This window comes from Pseudomonas sp. PvP089 (assembly GCF_017875165.1).
Classification (GTDB): Bacteria; Pseudomonadota; Gammaproteobacteria; order Pseudomonadales; family Pseudomonadaceae; genus Aquipseudomonas; species Aquipseudomonas fortuita.
Window position 1 is genome coordinate 3,790,728 of sequence record NZ_JAGGME010000001.1, and the last position, 21,520, is coordinate 3,812,247.

Here is a 21,520-nt window from a genome sequence, read left to right on the forward strand (position 1 = left end):
TCAGACGATGGGGTCATGCACGGTCACAAGTTTGGTGCCATCCGGGAAGGTCGCTTCGACCTGCACGTCGTGGAGCATTTCGGCAATGCCGGGCATCACCTGCTCGCGGGTCAGCACTTCGCGCCCTTGGCTCATCAGCTCGGCAACGGTGCGGCCATCGCGGGCGCCTTCGAGCACGGCAGCACTTATCAGCGCCACGGCCTCCGGGTAGTTGAGCTTCAGGCCGCGGGCCAGGCGCCGTTCTGCCAGCAATGCGGCGGTGAACAGCAGCAATTTGTCTTTCTCTCTCGGGGTAAGCTCCATGGCGCTCTCTCAGGTAGCCCAGATACGCGGTGGGCAGGCTGGCAGGCCAAGGACGGCCGGGCGCAGCACATGCCACAGGCGTTGCAGGGTGCGTTGCAGGTGTTGGTTGTCATGGTCAAGCACACGGATAACCAGCAACGACCCCAACAGGGTCGCGCCGGCCGGGTTGGCCAGTTCATCGAGCAATGGGCGAACCTGCTCCAGCACCGCCTGGTCGGCGGGTGCTGCACAGAACGTAGCCAGCAGCGGGTGGCCACCGAGCTTGTCCAGGCGGCCGCCTTCGATACGCAGGCGTTCATGCAGGCCGACGTCGTCGGGTAGTTCAATATGCAAACAGCTGTCCAGGGCGCCCTGCTCGAAACGCTCGTTCATGACAGGGCGCCCCAGGCACAGGGTTTCCCAGGCCAGCAGGCGCGCCCCGGGTTCGAGGGTGAAGCGGCTGTGGAGGTTGGCGCGGGCACCAGAAAAGAAGATGCTGTCCTGCGGCAACCATTCCAGTGTGCTGCCTGCAGCCAGCTGAAAACGCTGGGTCAGCCGCGCGGTCGGGCCGATGCTGCGGTAGAACTTACTGGCACCGGGCATGGTCAGCAGCGCGTGGCTGTCGGGCTCCAGGTGGATATCCAGATCAAGGCGGTCGCCGGCGACGATGCCACCCGGCGGGTGCAGCACATAGACATGGCACGGTGCACCTTCCGGGTAGAAGGGCCGCTGCACCAAAAGAGGTCCGAAATGCCGACGCGCACCAAGGCGGGTCACATCGTCACGCCTGACAAAGCGCAACTGCAGGTGGGCACTCCAGCCTGCATCGTCTTGTTGTTGTTCAATCTGCTCCGCGAGCGACATCCTGCGGCCCCTGAAATCCGTGGCCTGCTGGCCGTTTAGAGGGTCCGGCGCGGGCAATGGCTAGCGCGCGCGGCCTGACCACTCGATCAAATTCGCAGGCTGGATATAGCAGGTTGCGGGCCAACTCCGCAGGTGAAGGCAGATGAAACTTCAGCTGTGGCCGCTCTGGCATCGGGCATGCGCGCAGATCGCGCACAAAGCGGGGGCGCGTGTCGGCCCCGTTTCAGTGCCGACACCCGTGCAAATAGGGCTGCTTTGCAGCCCTTCGCGGGCGCGCCCGCTCCCACAGGTATTACACAGGACCCAAGGTCTGCGAGGAGCCTGTGGGAGCGGGCTTGTCCCGCGAATGGACCGCACACACAAGGACTCAGTAGTCGAAACGGTCGACGGCTCGCCGGCGTTCGTTGTCGTCACGCCGGTCATAAATGGCGGTGGTCTGGATATTGGCATGGTGCGCCAGCTTCTGGGCAATCGACAGGTCATGCTCTTCGATCACCCGGGTGATGAACGCCCGGCGGAAGTCGTGCGGCATGATTTTCACCCCCACTTGCGCACCGCGCTGACGGGCAATGTAGTAGATCGCATGCTTGGTGATACGCGCCCGGGTGATGTGGCTACCGCGGCGGATGCGGTTGAACAGGAACGGGTCGTCCTCTGCCCCTGCTGGCAGGTCCTGACGGCGCAAGTCCAGCCACGCCTGCAGCTTCTCGAACGCCCATGGCGGGGCGTACTTGATCAGTTGGTGGTTGCCCTTGCCCACCACCTGCAGGCTGCGCGCCTGGAAATCGACCTGGGCCAGGTCGATGTCCACCGACTCTGACTTGCGCATGCCGGTGCCATAGAGCAAGGCGATGATCGCCGCGTCGCGCACGCCTTGCGGCCGAGGGTCGGATGCGCACACCTCCATCAGTTCGCGAATCAGGCTGCGGCGCAGGTTGCGCCCTGGCGGCAGGCGGCTGCCGGTGGCCGGTTTGACCTCACGAATGCGCAGCAACTGCTCATGGTCGATCAGGCCCTGACGCCAGGCCTCGTTCATCACCCCACGAATGGCGTTGACATACAAAGACGAACTGTTTGGCGCATAACCGTCGGCACGCAGGGCCGACACCAAGGCAATCACATGGCCGGGCTCTAGCCGATGCCAAGGCACGTCGACGACATTGCAGTCGACAAAGCCAAGCCGGTCGGCAGCGTCCTGAAGGATGTAGCGCATGGTTTGCTGGCTGGAGGGGGCCAGGCGGTCCATGTACTGCAGCAGCGGATTTTTGGGGAGATCGGACAAAACGTGAACCCTGTAGCGAAGCGGCGGCCGGTCGTGAAACTGGCAAACCCTGAAGCAAGTCGAAACGACATAAAAACAAGTCCTGACGAATGCCAAGCGCGCATTCCATCAAGCCCCTGTGAAGTGCCATCACCTTGATATACAAGGCTTTGCAACTGGCATGGTTCGTGATCTTACCGCAATCGGAGCGTGCTTTTGTCATCAGCCGGCGTGCTGGCCGGCGCAGCCTTGGGCCACCATGCCGGAAACATCTGCTGCACCCGGGGCTCGGCGAAGCGTTCATCTATCAGCACCAGCACGCCCCGGTCCTGGTCTCCACGGATAACCCGGCCAGCCGCCTGGATCACTTTGCGCACACCCGGGTAAAGATAGGTGTAGTCAAAACCCGCACCAAATTGCCGACCCAGGCGTTGCTTGAACTGCTCGTTGACCGGGTTGACCTGCGGCAACCCCAGGGTGGCGACAAACGCCCCGATCAGCCGCGTACCTGGTAAATCCACGCCTTCGCCGAAAGCCCCCCCCAATACGGCAAAGCCAACGCCCCGGCCGTCGGCAACAAATCGATCAAGAAACGCCTGGCGGGCGGCCTCGTCCATCCCCGGGGCCTGGGCCCACAGGGGAATCTGCCCATGCCGCTCGGCCAACAGGTCGGCCACCTGCTGCAGGTATTCGAAGCTGCTGAAGAATGCCAGGTAGTTACCCGGCATGTGCTCATACTGCTGGGCAATCAGCTCCACGATCGGTACCAGAGAGGCTTGCCGCTGCTGGTAGCGGGTGGACACCTGGCTGGCAATCCGTACCTCCAGCTGCTCTGCGCGAAACGGCGCAGCCACTTCTAGCCAGGCGGTATCGGCCGGCATACCCAGCAAGTCGCTGTAGAAATGCCGCGGGCTCAACGTGGCGGAAAACAGCGTCACACTGCGCGCCGCCAGCATGCGTGGGGCCAACAGGCGCGCCGGGGTGACATTGCGCAGGCACAGGGTCGCCAGCCGGCGCTTGCGCGGGCCCTGGCGCTGGCTGATGTCGAACAGGAAGTGTTCATCGAACAGCTCGGCAACCCGGCTGAACTGCAAGGCCTGATAGAAGAACTGCAATACCTGCGGGTCCATGTGCGCGGGCATCTGGTTCATCTGCTCCTGAATCAGGCCGATGCACTGCTGCAAGGCGCGCAACAGCCCGTCAGGCAGCGACTCGCTGGCCTGGTACGGCGCACGCTGTTCTTTGTACAGCGCATTCCACTGCCGGTTCAGGCGGTCAAGGGCGCTGACCAGCCCGGGCGGTTTGCGCTGACGCAGGGCCAGCAGCTGCCCTTGGTCAAGGCTGGCGCTGTACATGCCACGACCACGCTCAACCAGGTTATGCGCTTCGTCCACCAGCACCGCAACGCGCCACTGGTTGAGCTGGGTCAGGCCGAACAGCAAGGCATGCGCATCAAAGTAGTAGTTGTAGTCGGCGACCAGCACGTCGACCCAGCGCGCCATCTCCTGCCCCAGGTAATACGGGCAAACCTGGTGCGCCAAGGCCACTTCGCGCAGGTTGGCACGGTCGAGCAACGGCAGTGTTGCGGCGGCCTCACGCGCTGCCGGCAAGCGGTCGTAGAAGCCAGCGGCCAATGGGCAGGACTCGCCATGACAGGCTTTGTCCAGGTACTCGCAGGCCTTGTCGCGGGCAATCAACTCCAGTGTGCGCAAAGCAGGTTGTGGCGCAGCATCAGTGATCTGACGCATGGCATCAAGGGCCAGCGCCCGGCCCGGCGTCTTGGCGGTGAGAAAGAACAGCTTGTCCAGCTGCTGCGGCACCATGGCTTTCAGCAGCGGGAACAACGTACCAAGGGTCTTGCCAATGCCGGTGCTGGCCTGGGCCATCAGGCAACGCCCGGTGCTTACCGCCTTGTACAAGGTTTCGGCCAGCTGCCGCTGGCCCTGGCGAAACTGTGGGTAGGGGAAGCGCAGCGCCTGAAGGCCTTGGTCACGTTCGGCCAGGCGTCGTTGCTGGAATTGGGCCCAGCCTAGAAAGCGCTGGCACTGGGTTTCGAAGAAGGCCCGCAATTCAGCGGACTCATAGTGCTCACTGAACAGTGTCTGCTCATCGCTGTCCACGTCCAGGTACACCAGCGCCACCTCAATGGCGGACAGTTGTCGTGCCTGGCACATCAACCAGCCATAGACCTTGGCCTGTGCCCAGTGCAACTGACGGTGATTGGCGGGTTGACGCGCCAAGTCGCCACGGTGCGTCTTGATCTCTTCCAGGCGGTTGCTGCCAGGGTCGTAACCGTCGGCGCGGCCCCGCACCTTGAGGGTTTCGAATTGGCCTTCAAGGGTGATTTCCGACTCGTAGCCCGCAGCCCTCCGTGCCACTACCCGCTGATGCCCTTCGATGCCTTCCTGAGCGCTGGGCGACGGCGTGAAACGCAGGTCCAGGTCACCAACCTTGGCGCTGAACTCGCACAGAGCACGCACCGCAATGCTGTAGCTCATGGCGCTTCGCGCCAACGCACATGGCACACCGCAACGGGCAGACCGTGTTGCCTGCAGAATTCCAGCCAGCGCAACTGGTTGTCCTGCAGGCGGTCACCGGGCCCCTTGACCTCGACCATGCGGTAACGGCCCTGCTCTGGCCAGAACTGAATCAGGTCGGGCATGCCCGCGCGGTTGCTGCGAATATCCTGCAACAGGCGCAGAAAGCACTGTTTCAGCTGGGCTGCCGGAAGGCAAGCCAGGGCCTGCTCCAGCAGTGGCTCGCTGAGCATGGACCAGAACACGAACGGCGACTGCAGGCCCTGCTTGCCCCTGTAGCAGTCGAGTATCGCCTGGCGATGGCTGCCATCGTCCAGCCGGCCCAGACAAAAATCGAACAGCGCACTGCGCCGTTGCTGGAAGTCACTGTCATGCAGGTCCTGTGGCGCCGCCTGGAACGGGTTGAAAAACGCGCCGGGCACCGGCGCAAAGATAGCCTCCCAGCACAACAGGCCAAACAGGCTGTTGAGCAACGTGTTCTCCACGTAATGCACCTGGCCGCCTTCTTGTGCCAGGTGTTGTCGCACGGCTTCCTCCACACCCAGCGCAGCGTGCTCGCGGGGCAGTTCGAGCTCGATCAGCTCCAGCGGCGTGGCCCGCTGGCGCCGCTGTGGCGGGCCGCCGAGCTTACGCGCCAAGCGTGGCAGCATGCGCTCGAGTGCTTGCACCTCCAGTGCATTGGCTGGTGCTGCAGCAAGTTGCAGTGCCAGCGCGTGGGCATGGGGCCACTGTTCGGTGCGCTCAAGTACACGCACCTGGCGAATGCGCGCCTGGGCATGGTTGCACTGCGCATACACGGCCATGGCCAGGTCCCACTCCCCCAGACGCTCGCATTGTTGGCCCAAGGCGAATTGCAGGCGCGCATGGCGCCTGGCCAACCAAGGGTTGTCGCTGTGCAGGCCTTGTAGAGTCGCCAGGATCGGCACTGGATCGCCGCCCTGCTCCAGGCGCTCGGCGCACTGATGCAAAGCCATGGCCAGGTCGATATCGTCACGTTGCTGCAAGGCGCGGGAATCTGTGCTGAACGGTACTTGCTCGTAGCGCAACAGGCCAAGGTCGGCCAGGACGAAATCTGACCAGTCCTGGTAAAGGTTGCCAAAGAACAACAACCGGATACGGTCGCACAGGGGCTGCAAGCACCACTGGAGAATGCGCACCTCGCTGTCCGGGAACCACTCGAGCAGTGATCGGGCCGCCAGCTCCAAAGGCTGCAGCTGTGCCAACAACTCATGCTTGGCGGCCCGCGGGCGGCTCAGTTGCCGGGCGAAGCAGCGGGCCAGCTCCTCCTTGCGCAGCAAGGCAAACAGCTGCTCCAGTTCCAGTTGCTCGGGTTCCCGCACCCAGCCAAGAACCTGCAACGGGTGCAGCGCCAGCGCGCTGTCGCCGATTTCGGCGTAGTCGAGCCGGTCGCTGCGAAACAACTCGCCTTTGCGCATGACCATGCGCACCATCAAGGCCTGGGCTGGCGCCTGCAGTTGGCTGAAGGCACGGATGAAAGCCAGTTCCTGCTCATCGAGCAGGTCCTGGTAGCGTTGTTCGACCCACAGCACTACCTGGCGGAAGTTGTGCAGGTAATAGAAAGGGTCGTCGACAGAATGGGCGATCACGGGCTGAAGTCAGATTGCGGTATCAGGCACTGTTTATACATACAGATAAACATGCCTGACAAGAGCCGTGGGTCAGTCCATTGACGCTCCTACAGGGATTACGTGACGTTTCCGGGTTACTTGGTTGCCGGGACCCTCTCCCCTGCCGCGTCCTTGGCACTGCCAATCGGCGCCTGCAGCAGCAGGAAGTACGCCACCGCCGAGCACAGTGCCACCCCCGCGCTGATCATGAACGCCGTGGTGAACGAACCCGAGTACTGCGCTGGTACTTCTTCATAGGGTTCATGTGTCGACCTTTTATTATTATTGTTGCCGCGCTGTCAGCGCCTTGGCGATCCATCGAGCGTGCTGCGCCCCTCCCTGGCGCAGCGTGTTGTTCAGGGCTGGCGGGCGGTGGCTGCGACCTCCAGCAGGCCACGCCGGCCAAGGTTGTCGATCAACGCGCGCAGGCCAAACGCCCACTGCGGTGCCTGGTCGCTGGTGGTCACCCGGTTGCACAGGGTGCCCAGTTGCGGGTTGCTGATGGTCACCACGTCGCCCGGCTTGTGAGTAAAGCCATTGCCTGGCTGGTCACGGTCCTGCTTGGGGGCGAACAGGGTACCCAGGAACAGCACCATGCCGTCGGGGTACTGATGGTTTTCGTTGAGGGTTTGCTGCACCAGGTCTTGCGGGTCGCGGCTGATCTGGCGCATGGAACTGCGGCCAGACAGGATGAAGCCGTCTTCGCCTTCAACACGCAGGTCCACTTCGGCGTTGCGCACATCGTCAAGGCCGAAGCTTTCGTCAAACAGGCGCAGCAGCGGGCCCAGGGCGGTAGAGGCGTTGTTGTCCTTGGCCTTGGACAGCAGCAAGGCGCTACGCCCTTCGAAGTCGCGCAGGTTGACGTCGTTGCCAAGCATCGCGCCCTTGATGCGGCCATCACTGGACACCGCCAGCACCACTTCCGGCTCTGGGTTGTTCCAGCTGGACTTGGGGTGGATGCCGATAGCGGCACCGTGGCCAACCGCCGACAGCGGCTGGGCCTTGGTGAACACTTCGGCATCCGGGCCGATGCCCACCTCCAGGTATTGCGACCACAGGCCCTGCTCCACCAGCACTTTGCGTAGCGCTTCGGCCTGGGCGGAGCCGGGCACGATCTGCGACAGGTCGGCGCCGATGCGGCTGACCAAGGTGTCACGGATTGCATCGGCCTTGGCCGGGTCGCCCTTGGCCTGCTCTTCGACCACACGTTCCAGCAAGCTGGTCGCAAAGGTCACACCTGCGGCCTTCACCGCCTGCAGGTCGATGGGTGCCAGCAGCCATGGCTGACTGGGGTCGCGCTGGCTCGGATCGCTGTTGTCCAGCAACACCGATAGCGCAACCAGTGGCTCGGCCAGCGGCAAGGCGCGCAGATAGGCCACCGGGTCGGTCACTTCCAGCAGGGCCGAAACAGTCGCCACGTGGCTGCTGATATCGTAGACGGCGCCTGCTTTCACCAGCACCACCGCCGGGCCCTGGTCCGCCAGCCAGACCCGCCCTACCCAGCTCCCGCTCTCGAAGACACTGGCGTTCTGGTTCAGCGACAGCGGTTGATTGGCGTTCGATCGATCAGTCATCTGTGTACCCTTGGTGTGCATTATTGGGAGAGTGCCGGCAGTTGCAGTTGGCCGGCCAGGCGGTCGAGGTCCGCCAGCAGTTCAGGCGAGAGGGTCATGCCCTGTTCCCCACCAGGCCCCGGTCGGTATAGGGCTTGAGATAGGCGGCCAGGCAGCCGATGTGCGAAGCACGGCGCACCACCGCAATACCGATGCCCTGCGCAGTCGCCCCCTTTGCCGCACAATCCAGCGCACGGCTGACGCAGTAAGGCCCCAGCAGGTAGTGGCCATCGAACACGCTGGAGACGTCACTGTGCGACACCTGTTCCAGTGCCTGCGCACGGGCCTTGACCGTTCCTTCCAGCATGCCGCCGATGTAGCGGCTGACCAGGTTCAGGCCGTGGGTGCGGTGCCCGAGCAGTTCACCCTCGAGCAGTACCTGGGTCACCACCTGGGCGACTTCGGCATCGGCGCCGGCCTTTTCGAACAGTTGCTCGACAAAGGTGGTGAGCGCTCGCACGTTGAAATGTGTGGCTTGAGTCATGGGTGTCATCTCGTAGGCGGAACAGAAGCGGTCAATCAGGTCACTGCACCGATCTGCCAGGGCACAAACTCGTTCTGCCCATACCCGTGCTGTTCGCTCTTGCTGCGTTCCCCGGAAGCAATGCGCAACATCTGTTCGAAAATGTACGCACCACGCTCCTCGATAGTGGTGGAGCCGTCGGCAATGCCGCCGCAGTTGACGTCCATGTCCTCTTGCTGGTGTTCGAACACCCGGTTGTTGGTTGCCAGCTTGATCGACGGTGCCGGAGCACAGCCGTAAGCCGAGCCGCGCCCGGTGGTGAAGGCGATCAGGTTAGCCCCGCCGGCCACCTGGCCGGTGGCCGAGACCGGGTCGTAACCGGGGGTATCCATGAACACCAGGCCTTGGGCACGCACAGCTTCGGCGTACTGATACACATCGACCAGGTTGCTGGAGCCCGCCTTGGCCACTGCGCCCAGCGACTTTTCGAGGATGGTGGTCAGGCCCCCGGCCTTGTTGCCGGCTGAAGGGTTGTTGTTCAGCTCGGCGTTCATGCGCTGGCAGTAGTCTTCCCACCAGCGGATGCGCGCCACCAGCTTTTCGCCGACCTCACGGGTGACCGCGCGGCGGGTCAGCAAGTGCTCGGCGCCGTAGATTTCCGGGGTTTCGGACAGGATCGCCGTACCACCGGCCGCCACCAGACGGTCGACCGCGTTGCCCAGTGCCGGGTTGGCGGTAATGCCGGAGTAGCCATCTGAGCCGCCACATTGCAGGCCGACCACCAGGTGCCGTGCGCTGACCGGTTGGCGCTGGACATGGTTGGCCTCGGCCAGCAGGCTGCGGACCTGCTCGATGCCGGCAGCGATGGTTTTCGACGTGCCGCCGATGCCCTGGATGGTGAAGGCACGCAGCTGCGCACTGGCTTGCAGCCCCTGGGTTTCCAGCAGGCTTTCGATCTGGTTGGTTTCGCAGCCCAGGCCAATGATCAGTACCGCAGCAAAGTTGGGGTGCACGGCGTACCCGCCCAGGGTACGGCGCAGCAGGCCAAGGGCTTCCCCGCTGGGGTCCACTGCGCAACCGGCACCGTGGGTCAAGGCGACCACGCCGTCGATGTTCGGGTAGTCGGCCAGCACCTCGGGGTGAATGTCACGGCGGAAGTGGTCGGCCACAGCCCGGGCCACGGTCGCCGAGCAGTTCACCGAGGTGAGAATGCCGATGTAATTACGGGTGGCAACACGCCCATCGGCGCGCACGATGCCCTGGAACACTGCTTCGCTACCCGGCAAGCTGCGCGTGTCGACACCAAAGGCATAGTCGCGAGCAAAATCACCCATCTGTACGTTGTGCACATGCACGTGGTCGCCGGCATCAATGGCCTGCGAAGCAAAACCGATAATCTGCCCGTAGCGGCGAAGCGGCTGGCCCTGCTCCACGCGTTCGGTCGCGAGTTTGTGGCCCGAAGGAATCGGCTGACGCACGGTAATCGCCTCGGCATCCAGATGCAGGCCTTGCGGCAAGGCCTGGCGGGCGATGAGCACATTGTCCAGCGGGTTGAGGCGGATGACGGCAAGGTCACCGGACTTGGCAATCAGTTGCATGGGACCTCTCAGGGTAGTGCAGCGAGCTTCTTGTTATGGCTGTTGCCACTGTAAGAAGCCTTGGGCAGCATTCCCAATGAGATGATCCGATCAAGCGATAACCAGTGGTTATCAAAAGTTGTAATCGGGCGGTGATCCCTGATCGTCTAAAAGCCTGCCTCGAATTACTCAGGCCTGCACACACCCTGTGGGAGCGCCTGAACCATCAGGCCTTGCCCGAGGCGGTTGCAGCCGTACCTTCCTTTTGTCGCTGCCTGGCGCCCTCCAGCAAAATCTCGACAAACGCTCGGGCCGAAGCGCTCAGCGGTTCATCCTTGCGCGTAACCACGCCATACTCCAGGGCGGGTACGTGCAAGGGGCTGCGCAGCTCCCTGAACTGCCCGCTGGCCAGCTGCGCGGCAACCATCGAGCGCGGCAGCATGGCAATCATCGGAGCCGATTGCAGTAACTGCAGGAACATCGGCATGGAGATGGTCTCGACGCTGTCAGCCGGCGTGGCGATACCCGCCACCCGGAAGGCCTGCTCCAGGCGGTTGCGAATCGGCGTGCCCACCGGGTACAACACCCACGGCCAGTCGCCCAACGCTGCCAGTGGCGGGCTTTCCAGCTGGTTAAGCGGGTGCTCGCTGTTGACCACCAGGCTGAACGGTTCGGGCTCCAGAGGCTGGAAGTCGAACAACTGGCTGAAGCGCTCTTCGGTAAAGCGGCCAATCATGATGTCGAGCTTGTTCTGCTCGAGCATGGTCAGCAGGTGATCACTGGAATGCTCTACCACTTCAATCGACAACAGCGGGCTGCGCGCCTTGATCGCAGCGATGGCCTGCGGCAGGACCAGTGCAGTGGCGGCAAAGATGCCGCCGACGCGGATAAAACCGTGCCCGCCGTTGCGCAGGCGGTTGACCTGGTCGACGAATTGCTGCGACTCGGCTAACGCACCCTGGGCATAACGCACCACATATTCACCCAGCTCGGTGGGCGGCATGCTGCGTGGCAGGCGCTCGAACAGGGCAAAGCCGAACTGCTCTTCGAGATCGCGCAGCATCTTGCTCAGGGCCGGCTGGCTGAGGTTCATGCGCGTGGCGGTTGCGTGCATGTTGCGGGTGCGCGCCAGGGTGTCGATCAGCACCAGGTGCTTGTAGCGGATCCAGTTGCAAAAGCTGGAATGGGTCAGGTCCGGCGACATCGGCGGCAGGCCTCAGGCAGGTGAAAAGGCAGGGTTATTGCGCCCGCAGGTAGCGCAGCAAGGTATCCAGGGCAACCGAGTTGGGCCGCGAGCGCAGGGTCAGCACGCCCAGGTTGGCCATGGCCAGCGGCAGCTCTACCGGCAAAATGGCCACCATGCCATAGCGGGCATAATGCTCGGCTACGTCATTGGGCACCACCGCAATCATCTCGGACGCTTCGAGCATGGCAGTGGTGGCCAGAATCGAGGCGGTTTCAACAATGTCCAGTGACTGCACCATGCCCCCGGCCTGCAGGGCACTTTCAACACGGCGGCGCATCGGGCTGCCGATAGGATGCAGTATCCAGGTCAGGGCCACCAGGTCAGCCAATTTCAACCCGGCCGCCGCCGCCAGAGGGTGCCCGGCGCGGGCAATCACGCGCATCTGCTCACCGCCTTCAAACAGTTCGATGTTCAGGTCCTGGCTGTCGCTCTGGTCTGGCAGGCGGCCTACCACCATGTCGAAGTCGCCGCGCAACAACGCTGGCAGCAAGGTATCGCTGGTGCCCACTTCCAGCGAAATGCGCACCTTGGGATGGTCGCGCTTGTAGGCCAGTACCGCCTTGGTCAGAACGCCGGGCACCGGGCCCATGACGCTGCCCACCCGCACCAGGCCCGAGGCCCCGCGCGCCAGTTCGGCGATTTGTGCCTGGGCATGCTCGAACTCATGTAACGCGTTCTGCGCATAGCGGATCATCACCTCGCCATAAAGCGTTGCTTGCATGCCCCGCGGCAAGCGCTCGAACAAACGCACGCCAAGGCGCTCCTCAAGCTGCTGCAGCAACAGGCTCGCCGCCGGTTGCGTGGTGTGCATCGCGGCGGCGGCACGGCGCAGGTTGCCGAACTCGCCCAGGGCATTGAGCAGCGTGATCTGGCGGCTGGAGATCTTCAATGCGCCGAGGCTGGGTGGCGCCTGGATGGGGTCGAGTGGCAAGCGAGACATATCGAATCCGGTATCGCTGATTAAGAATTGGCGATTATGCCTGTATCGCTCGACAACCTACAGTCAGGTCTCCCAGCGCTTGAGCAGAACAAGAGTCGACCATGAGCATACGTATTACCCACCTGAGCGTTCGCGACATCCGTTTTCCGACCTCGCTGTCGCTGGACGGCTCCGACGCCATGAACAGCGCCCCCGACTATTCGGCAGCCTACGTGGTGCTGCACACCGACGCCGAGGCCCTTGAGGGCCACGGCCTGACGTTCACCATCGGCCGCGGCAACGAGATCTGCGCAGCAGCGGTGCAGTCGCTGGCACCCCTGATCGTCGGCCTCAGCCTCGAAGAAATCACCGCCGACATGGGCGGTTTCTGGCACCGCTTTACCGTCAGCGACAGCCAACTGCGCTGGCTAGGCCCTGAGAAAGGCGTGATCCACCTGGCCACTGCGGCCATCATCAACGCGGTGTGGGACCTGTGGGCCAAGCACGAAGGTAAACCGGTATGGAAACTGCTGGCGGACATGACGCCTGAACAGTTGGTGGGCTGCCTGGACTTCAGCTACGTCACAGACGTGCTCACCCCCGAGGAAGCCATTGCCCTGCTGCGCCGCCAGGCACCGGGTAAGGCCCAACGAGAGGCGCAGATGCTGCGCGAAGGCTACCCCGGCTATACCACCGCGCCAGGCTGGTTGGGTTACAGCGAAGAAAAAATGCGCAAACTGGCCCGTGAGGCCGTGGAGGATGGCTGGACCCACATCAAGCAGAAGATCGGCGCCGACCTGGAAGAAGACATACGCCGCGCCAGCATCCTGCGCGACGAAATCGGTTGGGAACGCACCCTGATGATGGATGCCAACCAGGTGTGGGGCGTGGAGGAGTCAGTCGCCAACATGCGCCGCCTGGCCGCCTTCGAACCGCTGTGGATCGAAGAGCCGACCAGCCCGGACGACATTCTCGGCCACGCCACCATTCGCCAGCGCATCGCGCCGATCGGTGTGGCCACCGGTGAGCATTGCCATAACCGGGTCATGTTCAAGCAGATGTTCCAGGCCGGTGCGCTGGATTTCTGCCAGCTGGATGCCGCCCGACTGGGTGGCCTGAACGAAGTGCTGATCGTGCTGCTGATGGCGGCCAAGTACGACGTGCCGGTGTGCCCGCACGGCGGCGGTGTCGGGCTGTGCGAATATGTGCAGAACATCGCCCTGTTCGACTACATCGCAGTGTCTGCTTCGCTGCACAATCGGGTGCTGGAATACGTCGATCACCTGCATGAGCACTTCATCGACCCGGTGGTGATCCGCCGTGGGCGCTACATGCCACCGCAACGCCCGGGCTACAGCATCGAAATGCATGCCGACACCCTGGAGCGCTACCAGTACCCCAACGGCGCGGTGTGGCTCGATATCAACCGTTCCTGAACAACACGCCTGGTGTGCCCGCTACGGGCACACTACCAGCACTTTTCACGGGGAAAAAAACAATGACAACCCTCACCCGTGCAGCGGCTTCGGCCCCTGCCGCCACCACCGAGCAGCGCCTGAATGGCCTGCTGTTGCGCAAATTGATGCCACTGCTCATCGTCGTCTACGTGATGAGCTTTCTCGACCGCACCAACATCGCCTTGGCAAAAGCCAGCATGGGCATCGACCTGGGCCTGTCAGCAGCGGCCTATGGCCTGGGGGCCGGCCTGTTCTTCCTTACCTATGCATTGGCCGAAGTGCCGAGCAACCTGATCATGCACCGGGTGGGCGCGCGCTTCTGGATTACCCGCATCATGATCACCTGGGGCCTGCTCTCGGCGGGCATGGCCTTCGTCCAGGGAGAAACGTCGTTCTATATCATGCGCCTGCTGCTAGGGGTGGCCGAAGCAGGCCTGTTTCCTGGGGTGATGCTGTACCTGACCTACTGGTTTGACCGTGAGCAGCGCGCCCGCGCCACGGGTTACTTCCTGCTGGGCGTGTGCCTGGCCAACATCCTCAGCGGCCCACTGGGCGGTGCCCTGCTGGAAATGGACGGCGTACTGGGCTGGCATGGCTGGCAGTGGCTGTTCGTACTCGAAGGCTTGCCCGCCGTGGCCCTGGCCGTTGTGGTGTGGAAAAAGCTGCCCGATGGCCCGGCCTCGGCGCCCTGGCTGTCGGCCGCCGACGCCCAGGACATCGAACGCCGCCTGGCGGCCGAACGGGCTGCCGCGCCCCAGCAGAGCAAGCTGGGGCAGATGTTCCGCGACCGGCAGATCTGGCTGGCGATCTCGGTGTACTTCGTGCACCAGATCACCATTTACACCGTGATTTTCTTCCTGCCCGGCATTATCGGCACTTACGCTGCGCTATCCCCCTTCCAGATAGGCCTGCTGACTGCCGTGCCGTGGGTTGCTGCTGCCATCGGTGCTGCCACCTTCCCACGCCTGGCCACCTCGCCACGCCGTTGCCGCACCCTGCTGTTTGGCGGCCTGCTGACCATGGCGACAGGGTTGCTGCTGGCGTCGCTGGCCAACTCGTTCATCGGCCTGATCGGGTTTTCCCTGACCGCGCTGATGCTGTTCGTGGTGCAGTCGATCCTGTTTGTCTTCCCGTCCAGCAGGCTGAGTGGCAGCGCCCTGGCGGCGGGCCTGGCGTTCGTTACCACCTGCGGCCTGTTTGGTGGTTTCGTCGGCCCGTCGGTGATGGGCCTGATCGAGCAGACCACCGGCAGCACCCGCAACGGTTTGTGGATCATTGCCGCATTGCTGGTGCTGGCAGCGTTGCTCAGTACCCGCTTGCGCCAGGGGCAAGAGCATGCGCAGTCAGCGTGACACGCCGGCGGGCCGCCCACAACGCGGCTCCAGCGCCTGCGCCAGGCGCTCCACCGCCTGTTGCAGGTCACCCGGCTGGTCACCTAGCCACACCAGTGCCAGGTACTGCTGGTATCGCCCCTGCAGGCTGAACTGCCAGCCCGGCAGTGCATGCAAGGCGGAACCTGCCAACGCCGCAACAATGCAATCCCACTCCAGCGGTTGGCGAAAACGCACCCACAGCATTCGTCCGCCCTGGGGCATCTGCAACGCCACCCGCTGACCGAACTGCAACTCCAGCGCGCGTACCAGGTACTGTGTACGCCTGTGCAGGTCGGTACGCAGCTGGACAAGCTGCATCTCGATCTGCCTTTTGCCCAGCATCAGGGCAAGCGCTTGCAGGCGCAGCGGCGCAAGCCGAAATGCCCGTTCGGCAAACGCTTTGGCCAGTGCCGCGTCATGGCCCAGCACATAGGCGTAAGGTGCCTCGGCACCCACTGCCGCCTCGAATGCCCCCAGCACCAACAGCCAGCGGGGGTCGACCCAGTCGCGCAGGCGCGTGTGTGGCGGCCCGCTGTAACAGTGCTCACTGTCCAGGTCGTTTTCCAGCAACCAGACAGCATGCTGGTCCAGTAGCTGACCAAGCTGCTGCTGATAGTGCGGCGACACCAGCCGCCCTTGTGGCATGCCCAGGCAAGACGGCATGACCAGCATGCACACCGGCTCGCCGCCCAGCAACCGGGCCAAGGCACGCAGGTCCGGGTTGCCGCGGCTATCCGCAGGCACTTCCAGCACCCGCATGCCAGCACGCGCGAAAGCGCGCAACACCTGCCAGCAACAGGGCGACTGCACCAGTACCGTCCCGCCCTGCAAGGCAAGCCCTGCGAGCACCGTCTCCAGCAACGCTTGCACGTCAGGGGCCAGTTGAACGTCCTCGGCACGCCAGTACTGGCTGGAGGAACGGGTATAACGCTCAGCCAAGGCATTGCGCAGACGGGAGTCGCCGAGCATCTCCCTGGGTGCAACGCTGCTGGCGCGCTGACGGGCCATGCGCCGCTCGTGGCCTAGCAGCGCACGCTCCAGCAGTGGCTGTACCGGCAAGGGAGACTGCGGGTACATGGGCGCTGCCTGCGCCTTTGCAGCGACCTGAGCGTAGTAGCCGGACCTCGGCAGACACTGGACCCGGCCTTCTTCCTCCAGCAGGTTGTAGGCACTCTGCACAGTCGCCAATGACACCCGCAACCGTCGGGACAGTGCACGTAACGACGGTAACTTGCAGGGGCCAACGCCTGAGCCCTGCTCGATCAACGCCTCCAGGTAGCGGTACACCTTGCGATAGGCGAACTCGCCGGGAACCGCTGGCCCTTTCAAGGCAACGCCACTGGGCTACGGCGGCGCCCCGACGAAGGCCGTGGCAGCAACCTGAGGTGCACATCGCGGCGGGCCAGGTTGCTCTGTAAGCGCCAGGCAGTCAGCGGCATGCGCCCCTCATAGATTGCCCGTAACTGCACCAGCGGCAGGCCACTGGTATTCACCAGCCAGTCCCGCACCGCATCGGGGCAGGGTTTGCCTTGCAGGGCCCGGTGCAGGTACGGCAGCGCTACCAGCATGTCTGCATGCCGGCACTGCAGAAAATGCTCGAGCTTCTTTCCCTGCCTGGCGAAGGGACTGAACAGCAGGCACACCAGTTGAGTCTGGTTGATACCGTAGGCTTTGCCCAGCGCCAGGGTGTGCCCATCGCGAGTCTTGCTATCACCCGACGGGTTCGCCAGCGAAAGCGCCGGGCGAGCGGCCTGCAGCTCCAGGCTGCGGGCGCGCAGTTGGTGCAACTGGGCCCGGGCGTACGGATCGACGAACGCCGCCAATGGCCAGGCATCATCGGCCTTTTCGAGACCAGCACCCAACATGGCATCCAGTTGCTGCCCTTCAAGCAGATGCGGCAGCAGGTCATCTATGGCAAGTAGCCGCAACGATGCCTCCTGCGCGGCATCGCCCTGTGTGGGCTTCGCCAGGCTGCCCGGCGAGGCATCGGCTGCGCCGTGCAACCGGCTCAGCCCGTGGGCCAGCGCCGCCAGGCAGTGATGCAACACATGGGGGCCGCGCTCCCCTGCCAGGCGCAGACTACGCCGGGCCCACGCCAGGTAGCGGCGCCGCTGGCGTACGGGAATGGCAGTGATCAAGACATCGGCCGGTGTCGCGGCCTGCAGCGCAGAACACGCGGCATCCGCCAGCTCCAGGTGCAGCCGGCTACCCAGCAGGGCTTCGGGCCTGGCATCGACCATGTGCCCGAACATCAGCAGGGCGTTTCTCGCGAGCAGCCAGCGGTCGGGCGCTGCCGAAGACCGACGGCTGAAGGGCACCACTTCGCGCCCTTCGATCATCTGTAACTGAACCCGCGGGTCATCCTGCATGAACAGGGCACTGAAACTGCCCTCGTGGAATTCCAACGTATCGCTGGCAGCCACCGGCAGGCTGACCACGAGTACCCGCAACTGAAAGGTTACCGGCGCACGCAGGGCAATGCTCAGTTGTGCCGCACGCAGCATGGCCAGCAACCTGGCACTGTGGCGATCGCAACCTTGCAGTACCAGCACGCGGAACGTACCGATATACTCTGGCCCACCTGCAGCGACCAGCAAACGTTGTATCAGCAATTGAAGGGACGCGCGTTGCGCCTGTGACATTTGGCTCAACAAACGCTCGAGCACTTGTTGGTAGATATAATGCATTGCCTGATCGTGAATAGCCGTCACGAAATCACCTCATCAACTTCATGCAGCCAACGCGTGCCGAATCCTGTATTCAAGATTCAACACGCCCTGCGCTTACCCGGAAGAAATTTCCTACAATCAAATTGAAGTAATTACGTAACGCATCACTGTCGCCAGACCATCGAAAAATACTCGCCACCGCGACAGCCCGCCGCTACCAAACACAGCTCATCCTCAGGCATAGCCATGCTCATTCCACGCTCCTTGCGCAAACTATCATCGTGCCATTATCGGGGGATGCAGAGCGAATATAAGATACAGATCGGGGTAAAAAAACCATTCAGCACGACGGCGGATATACACTGAACGCCGAGCCGAAATCGTTCAAGACCGAATTGTTGGCGGAATATTTCCACAAAACGCCAGGCCATCGCCTTATATGTAGTCCGCGACTGATTTTAATGTAGGAATATTCTTATAGTTGGCATTTAAATCATTCTGTTCCGCGCACAAAAAACCCGGGACTCAGCCCGGGTTCATCAGCAATGCAAACAGCTGTCAGTGTTGCGCCATGTCCAGTACCACCCGCCCACCACAAGGGCATTGGTCCATGTAACGATGCGCCTCCACCACCTGCTCGAACGGATACACCTTGATGATTTGCGGTGTCAGCAACTGGTCGGCGGTGAACTGGTTGATATCGCGCAAGGCACGCTGCAGCGCGACCTGGTCCTGGCTGATGCCAAGCTCCGGCTTGCCGGTGAAGTTACCGATGCAATGCACGTAGAACTGGATGTTCTTCTGGAAGGCTGCACAGGCCGGGAACGGCGTCTGGTTACCGCCTTGCAGGCCATACAGGACCAGGCTGCCACGTGGCGCCAGCACATCGCCCAGCAGCGACATCTGCGGCCCGCCCATACCATCGAGGACCATGTCCACGCCGCGGCCATCGGTGTACTTGCCAACCTGCAGCAACAAGTCCTGTTCCTCCGTGACAATCACCTTGTCGGCCCCCAGGCCCAACAGGTAATCCCGCTGCTCCGCTTCTTTGGTAGCAGCAAACACCTTCAGCCCCAGGGCCTTGCCCAACTGGACGAAAGCGGGGCCGGCACAATGGCTGGCATCGGTTACCAGCGCGGTCTGCCCGGCCTTGGCCCGGGCCAGGTCAACGTAGGCGAAATAGGCGATCAGCAACGGCGTGTAGTGCACGCTCGCCTCGATCGGCGTGAGCACATCCGGGTAACGGGTAATGGCCGTACGCGGCAGTACGATGACATCGCCATACACGGGGTGATCGTTGGCACTGGTGGCCGGGAAGCTGGCGACCCGGTCGCCCACCGCAATGTCCTCGACCCCTTCACCGACCGCAGTCACCACCCCGGCCATTTCGTGGCCGATGCCCGCCGGCAGGCGTGCCTGGGACGGCGCCAGGTTCTGGCGCCAGAGCACGTCATACCAGCTGACGCCAATCGCCTGGACGCGGATCTGTACCTCGTCGGCAGCGGGTGACGGTTCGGCCTGCTCCTCGCAACGGAGCACATCGGCAGCGCCGAACTTGTGGAAACGGATCATGCGGGACATCGCATACCTCGCCTTTGTGAACCTCTAATTACCACTGACTTTATCCGGGCTTTGACGGTTAGACCATCAGTGGTCATTAATAGTCGACATGCTTGTCATCGATTGGGCACCTGACTTTCCCTGCAATGGGTCCCCCTAAACCCGTGCAGGGTAACAGCCTTTGGCCGTAAGATTCACCCCTGCCCCACTTTAGGCGAAGCGCACCGATGAATCGAAACGACCTGCGTCGCGTAGACCTCAACCTGCTGATCGTGTTCGAAACGCTGATGCATGAGCGCAGCGTGACCCGCGCTGCGGAAAAACTGTTCCTCGGCCAGCCGGCCATCAGCGCGGCCTTGTCGCGCCTGCGCAACCTGTTCGACGACCCGCTGTTTGTGCGCACCGGCCGCAGCATGGAACCCTCGGCGCGGGCCCACGAGATATTCGCCCTGCTGTCCCCGGCGCTGGATTCGATTTCCACTGCAGTCAGCCGCGCTGCCGAGTTCGACCCCGCCACCAGCAACGCAGTGTTCCGCATCGGCCTGTCGGACGATGCCGAGTTCGCCCTGCTACCACAGCTGCTCAAGCGCATCCGCGCCGAAGCGCCGGGCATCGTGCTGGTGGTGCGGCGGGTCAACTACCTGCTGATGCCGACGTTGCTGGCCTCGGGCGAGATTTCGGTGGGGGTCAGCTACACCAGCGAACTACCGGCCAACGCCAAGCGCAAGGTACTGCGCCGCAGCATGCCGAAGCTGCTGCGTGCCGACAGTGTGCCCGGCAGCATCACCCTGGACGACTTCTGCGCGCGGCCGCATGCGCTGGTGTCGTTTGCCGGTGACCTGTCCGGGTTCATCGACGAAGCCCTGGAAGAGATTGGCCGCAAGCGCCACGTGGTGCTGGCGGTGCCGCAGTTCAACGGGCTGGGGAGTTTGCTGGCGGGTACAGACATCGTGGCCACTGTGCCGGACTATACGGCCGATGTGCTGACCGCGGCGGGCGGATTGCGGGCCGAGGACCTGCCAATATCGGTGCGCAGTTTCGAACTGCACATGGCCTGGCGCGGGGCGCAAGACAACGACCCGGCGGAGCGGTGGTTGCGGTCGCGAATTCAGATGTTCTTTGGCGACCCTGACAGTCTGTAGGCGGCCAAGAAGCCTTCCGGGGTCATGCTGCGCCTGATGGGGGAATGGCTGTACCAGCGCTCATTTACTCCATTATTGCGACAGCTCGAACAAACCCGGCCGAGGCATGGCGGATCTTGTACGGAAAACAACTCACCAGAAAACCGAAATCAGGTAACTGCTCCAGGTTGGCCAGCTTTTCCATCTGCCCATAACCGATATCCCGCCCGGCCTTGTGCCCTTCCCAGATGATTGAAGCATCTCCCGTTTCACTGACGCATAGTGCCAGGGCGCATCCATGTGCGTGACAGGTCCAGCAAGGCGATTTCCACCCTGCGCTTGTGCGCTGCATAAGATAGTTGAGGTGACGCCGGCTGGCCTTCGTCCATGCGAGCCGGCAACTCACCGCCGTACACCACGACGCTGCTGGCATACACCAGCACCGGTGGCCAATTGGGGTTGCGCAACTGGTTGAGCAGCTCGAGGCTGGCTTGCAGGTTCACCGGGTAACCCCCCAGCGGGCTGTTGAAGTACCAGAACCAGTTGGAGCCCAGCAGGTGCCGGCCTGGGCCCCAAAAGCTGGTCCAGCCGTTCTGCTGGAAGCGCGTGCCAGCCAGCAGCACCTCGGTGCCGCTGCCCATGTGGAAGGTGAAGTGCTCGCAGCCCTGCATGTGCGGCGGCGTCTGAATCATGAACAGGCAGTGGTGGTCGTCCATGCCGGCTGTGCGCATGAACGGGCCGACGCCCATGAAGCTGTCGGTGGTGACGAAGCCCAGGCGGTCGCGATAGAACGCTTTCCTACGTCCGGCCTGCTTCCAGAATTACCCGGACGAGTTACTGCCCCCGGCGCTGCAAAATACCAATCCGCTGGGATTATTGCGATTAGTAGACGGTGAAATGCGCCGCTCAAGCGTGGCAGATTGATCAGCTCCATTTGAACTCTCAGGGCA

15 protein-coding genes and 4 pseudogenes are annotated in these 21,520 nt (G+C 63.0%); 3 read left to right on the forward strand and 16 right to left on the reverse strand.

Features of this window, described 5'->3' with window-relative positions; all coding sequences use genetic code 11:
• The 11 genes and pseudogenes from J3A71_RS17355 to J3A71_RS17400 form a co-directional block, all read right to left on the reverse strand.
• Nucleotides 1-303: an urease subunit gamma gene (locus J3A71_RS17355; protein ID WP_016486440.1), complete on the reverse strand. Its 303-nt coding sequence runs from the start codon at nt 301-303 to the stop codon at nt 1-3.
• Between the two features lie 9 nt (nt 304-312).
• A complete protein-coding gene (locus tag J3A71_RS17360; protein WP_096425988.1) occupies nt 313-1,146 on the reverse strand; it encodes an urease accessory protein UreD in 834 nt (277 codons plus the stop codon).
• A gap of 367 nt (nt 1,147-1,513) precedes the next feature.
• Nucleotides 1,514-2,428, reverse strand: coding sequence for a tyrosine-type recombinase/integrase (locus tag J3A71_RS17365; RefSeq protein WP_016486438.1), 915 nt, complete (start codon nt 2,426-2,428; stop codon nt 1,514-1,516).
• A gap of 173 nt (nt 2,429-2,601) precedes the next feature.
• The gene (locus tag J3A71_RS17370; protein WP_070086624.1) at nt 2,602-4,905 is read right to left on the reverse strand and encodes an ATP-dependent DNA helicase; all 2,304 of its coding nucleotides are present in this window, start codon (nt 4,903-4,905) and stop codon (nt 2,602-2,604) included.
• Entirely contained in the window at nt 4,902-6,551 is a 1,650-nt protein-coding gene (locus tag J3A71_RS17375) for a VRR-NUC domain-containing protein (protein WP_096425987.1), read from the reverse strand. Before J3A71_RS17375 ends, J3A71_RS17370 begins: the two co-directional genes overlap by 4 nt.
• 116 nt (nt 6,552-6,667) lie before the next feature.
• Nucleotides 6,668-6,811, reverse strand: a pseudogene (locus J3A71_RS31485) (MFS transporter); the annotation flags it as partial.
• A gap of 117 nt (nt 6,812-6,928) precedes the next feature.
• A complete protein-coding gene (locus tag J3A71_RS17380) occupies nt 6,929-8,146 on the reverse strand; it encodes a fumarylacetoacetate hydrolase family protein (protein WP_016486435.1) in 1,218 nt (405 codons plus the stop codon).
• Nucleotides 8,147-8,255: 109 nt separating this feature from the next.
• A pseudogene (locus tag J3A71_RS17385) lies at nt 8,256-8,669 on the reverse strand (Ldh family oxidoreductase); the annotation flags it as partial.
• Nucleotides 8,670-8,704: 35 nt separating this feature from the next.
• Nucleotides 8,705-10,246 carry an altronate dehydratase family protein gene (locus tag J3A71_RS17390; RefSeq protein ID WP_016486433.1) on the reverse strand — a complete coding sequence of 514 codons (1,542 nt, stop codon included), beginning with the start codon at nt 10,244-10,246 and terminating at the stop codon, nt 8,705-8,707.
• Nucleotides 10,247-10,451: 205 nt separating this feature from the next.
• Entirely contained in the window at nt 10,452-11,429 is a 978-nt protein-coding gene (locus J3A71_RS17395; protein ID WP_016486432.1) for a LysR family transcriptional regulator, read from the reverse strand.
• A 34-nt stretch (nt 11,430-11,463) separates the two neighbouring features.
• Nucleotides 11,464-12,411: a LysR substrate-binding domain-containing protein gene (locus tag J3A71_RS17400; protein WP_209953067.1), complete on the reverse strand. Its 948-nt coding sequence runs from the start codon at nt 12,409-12,411 to the stop codon at nt 11,464-11,466.
• Nucleotides 12,412-12,512: 101 nt separating this feature from the next.
• Here J3A71_RS17400 and J3A71_RS17405 point away from each other — a divergent pair, with 101 nt between their 5' ends.
• Nucleotides 12,513-13,826: an L-fuconate dehydratase gene (locus J3A71_RS17405; protein WP_023047965.1), complete on the forward strand. Its 1,314-nt coding sequence runs from the start codon at nt 12,513-12,515 to the stop codon at nt 13,824-13,826.
• A 62-nt stretch (nt 13,827-13,888) separates the two neighbouring features.
• Nucleotides 13,889-15,199 (forward strand): MFS transporter, encoded by a 1,311-nt coding sequence (locus J3A71_RS17410; RefSeq protein WP_016486429.1) that lies wholly within the window; start codon nt 13,889-13,891, stop codon nt 15,197-15,199.
• On the opposite strand, the gene J3A71_RS17415 is transcribed toward J3A71_RS17410, so the two are convergent.
• The 3 genes from J3A71_RS17415 to J3A71_RS17425 all read right to left on the reverse strand — a co-directional run bounded on the left by J3A71_RS17415 (nt 15,191) and on the right by J3A71_RS17425 (nt 19,470).
• Nucleotides 15,191-16,549, reverse strand: coding sequence for an aminotransferase class I/II-fold pyridoxal phosphate-dependent enzyme (locus J3A71_RS17415; protein ID WP_096425986.1), 1,359 nt, complete (start codon nt 16,547-16,549; stop codon nt 15,191-15,193). The two genes, J3A71_RS17410 and J3A71_RS17415, sit on opposite strands and share 9 nt — an antisense overlap.
• Complete coding sequence (locus tag J3A71_RS17420; protein WP_023047967.1) at nt 16,546-17,931, reverse strand: hypothetical protein; 1,386 nt, start codon at nt 17,929-17,931, stop codon at nt 16,546-16,548. Before J3A71_RS17420 ends, J3A71_RS17415 begins: the two co-directional genes overlap by 4 nt.
• A 516-nt stretch (nt 17,932-18,447) precedes the next feature.
• On the reverse strand, nt 18,448-19,470 hold the full coding sequence (locus J3A71_RS17425; protein WP_016486425.1) for a zinc-dependent alcohol dehydrogenase family protein: 1,023 nt from the start codon (nt 19,468-19,470) through the stop codon (nt 18,448-18,450).
• A 206-nt stretch (nt 19,471-19,676) separates the two neighbouring features.
• On the opposite strand from J3A71_RS17425, the gene J3A71_RS17430 reads away from it, so the two are divergent.
• Nucleotides 19,677-20,591 (forward strand): LysR family transcriptional regulator, encoded by a 915-nt coding sequence (locus tag J3A71_RS17430; protein ID WP_016486424.1) that lies wholly within the window; start codon nt 19,677-19,679, stop codon nt 20,589-20,591.
• A 64-nt stretch (nt 20,592-20,655) separates the two neighbouring features.
• On the opposite strand, the pseudogene J3A71_RS17435 reads toward J3A71_RS17430, so the two are convergent.
• Nucleotides 20,656-20,838, reverse strand: a pseudogene (locus J3A71_RS17435) (cyclase family protein); the annotation flags it as partial.
• A 1-nt stretch (nt 20,839) separates the two neighbouring features.
• A pseudogene (locus J3A71_RS31765) lies at nt 20,840-21,367 on the reverse strand (NAD-dependent epimerase/dehydratase family protein); the annotation flags it as partial.
• Between the last annotated feature and the right edge of the window lie 153 nt (nt 21,368-21,520).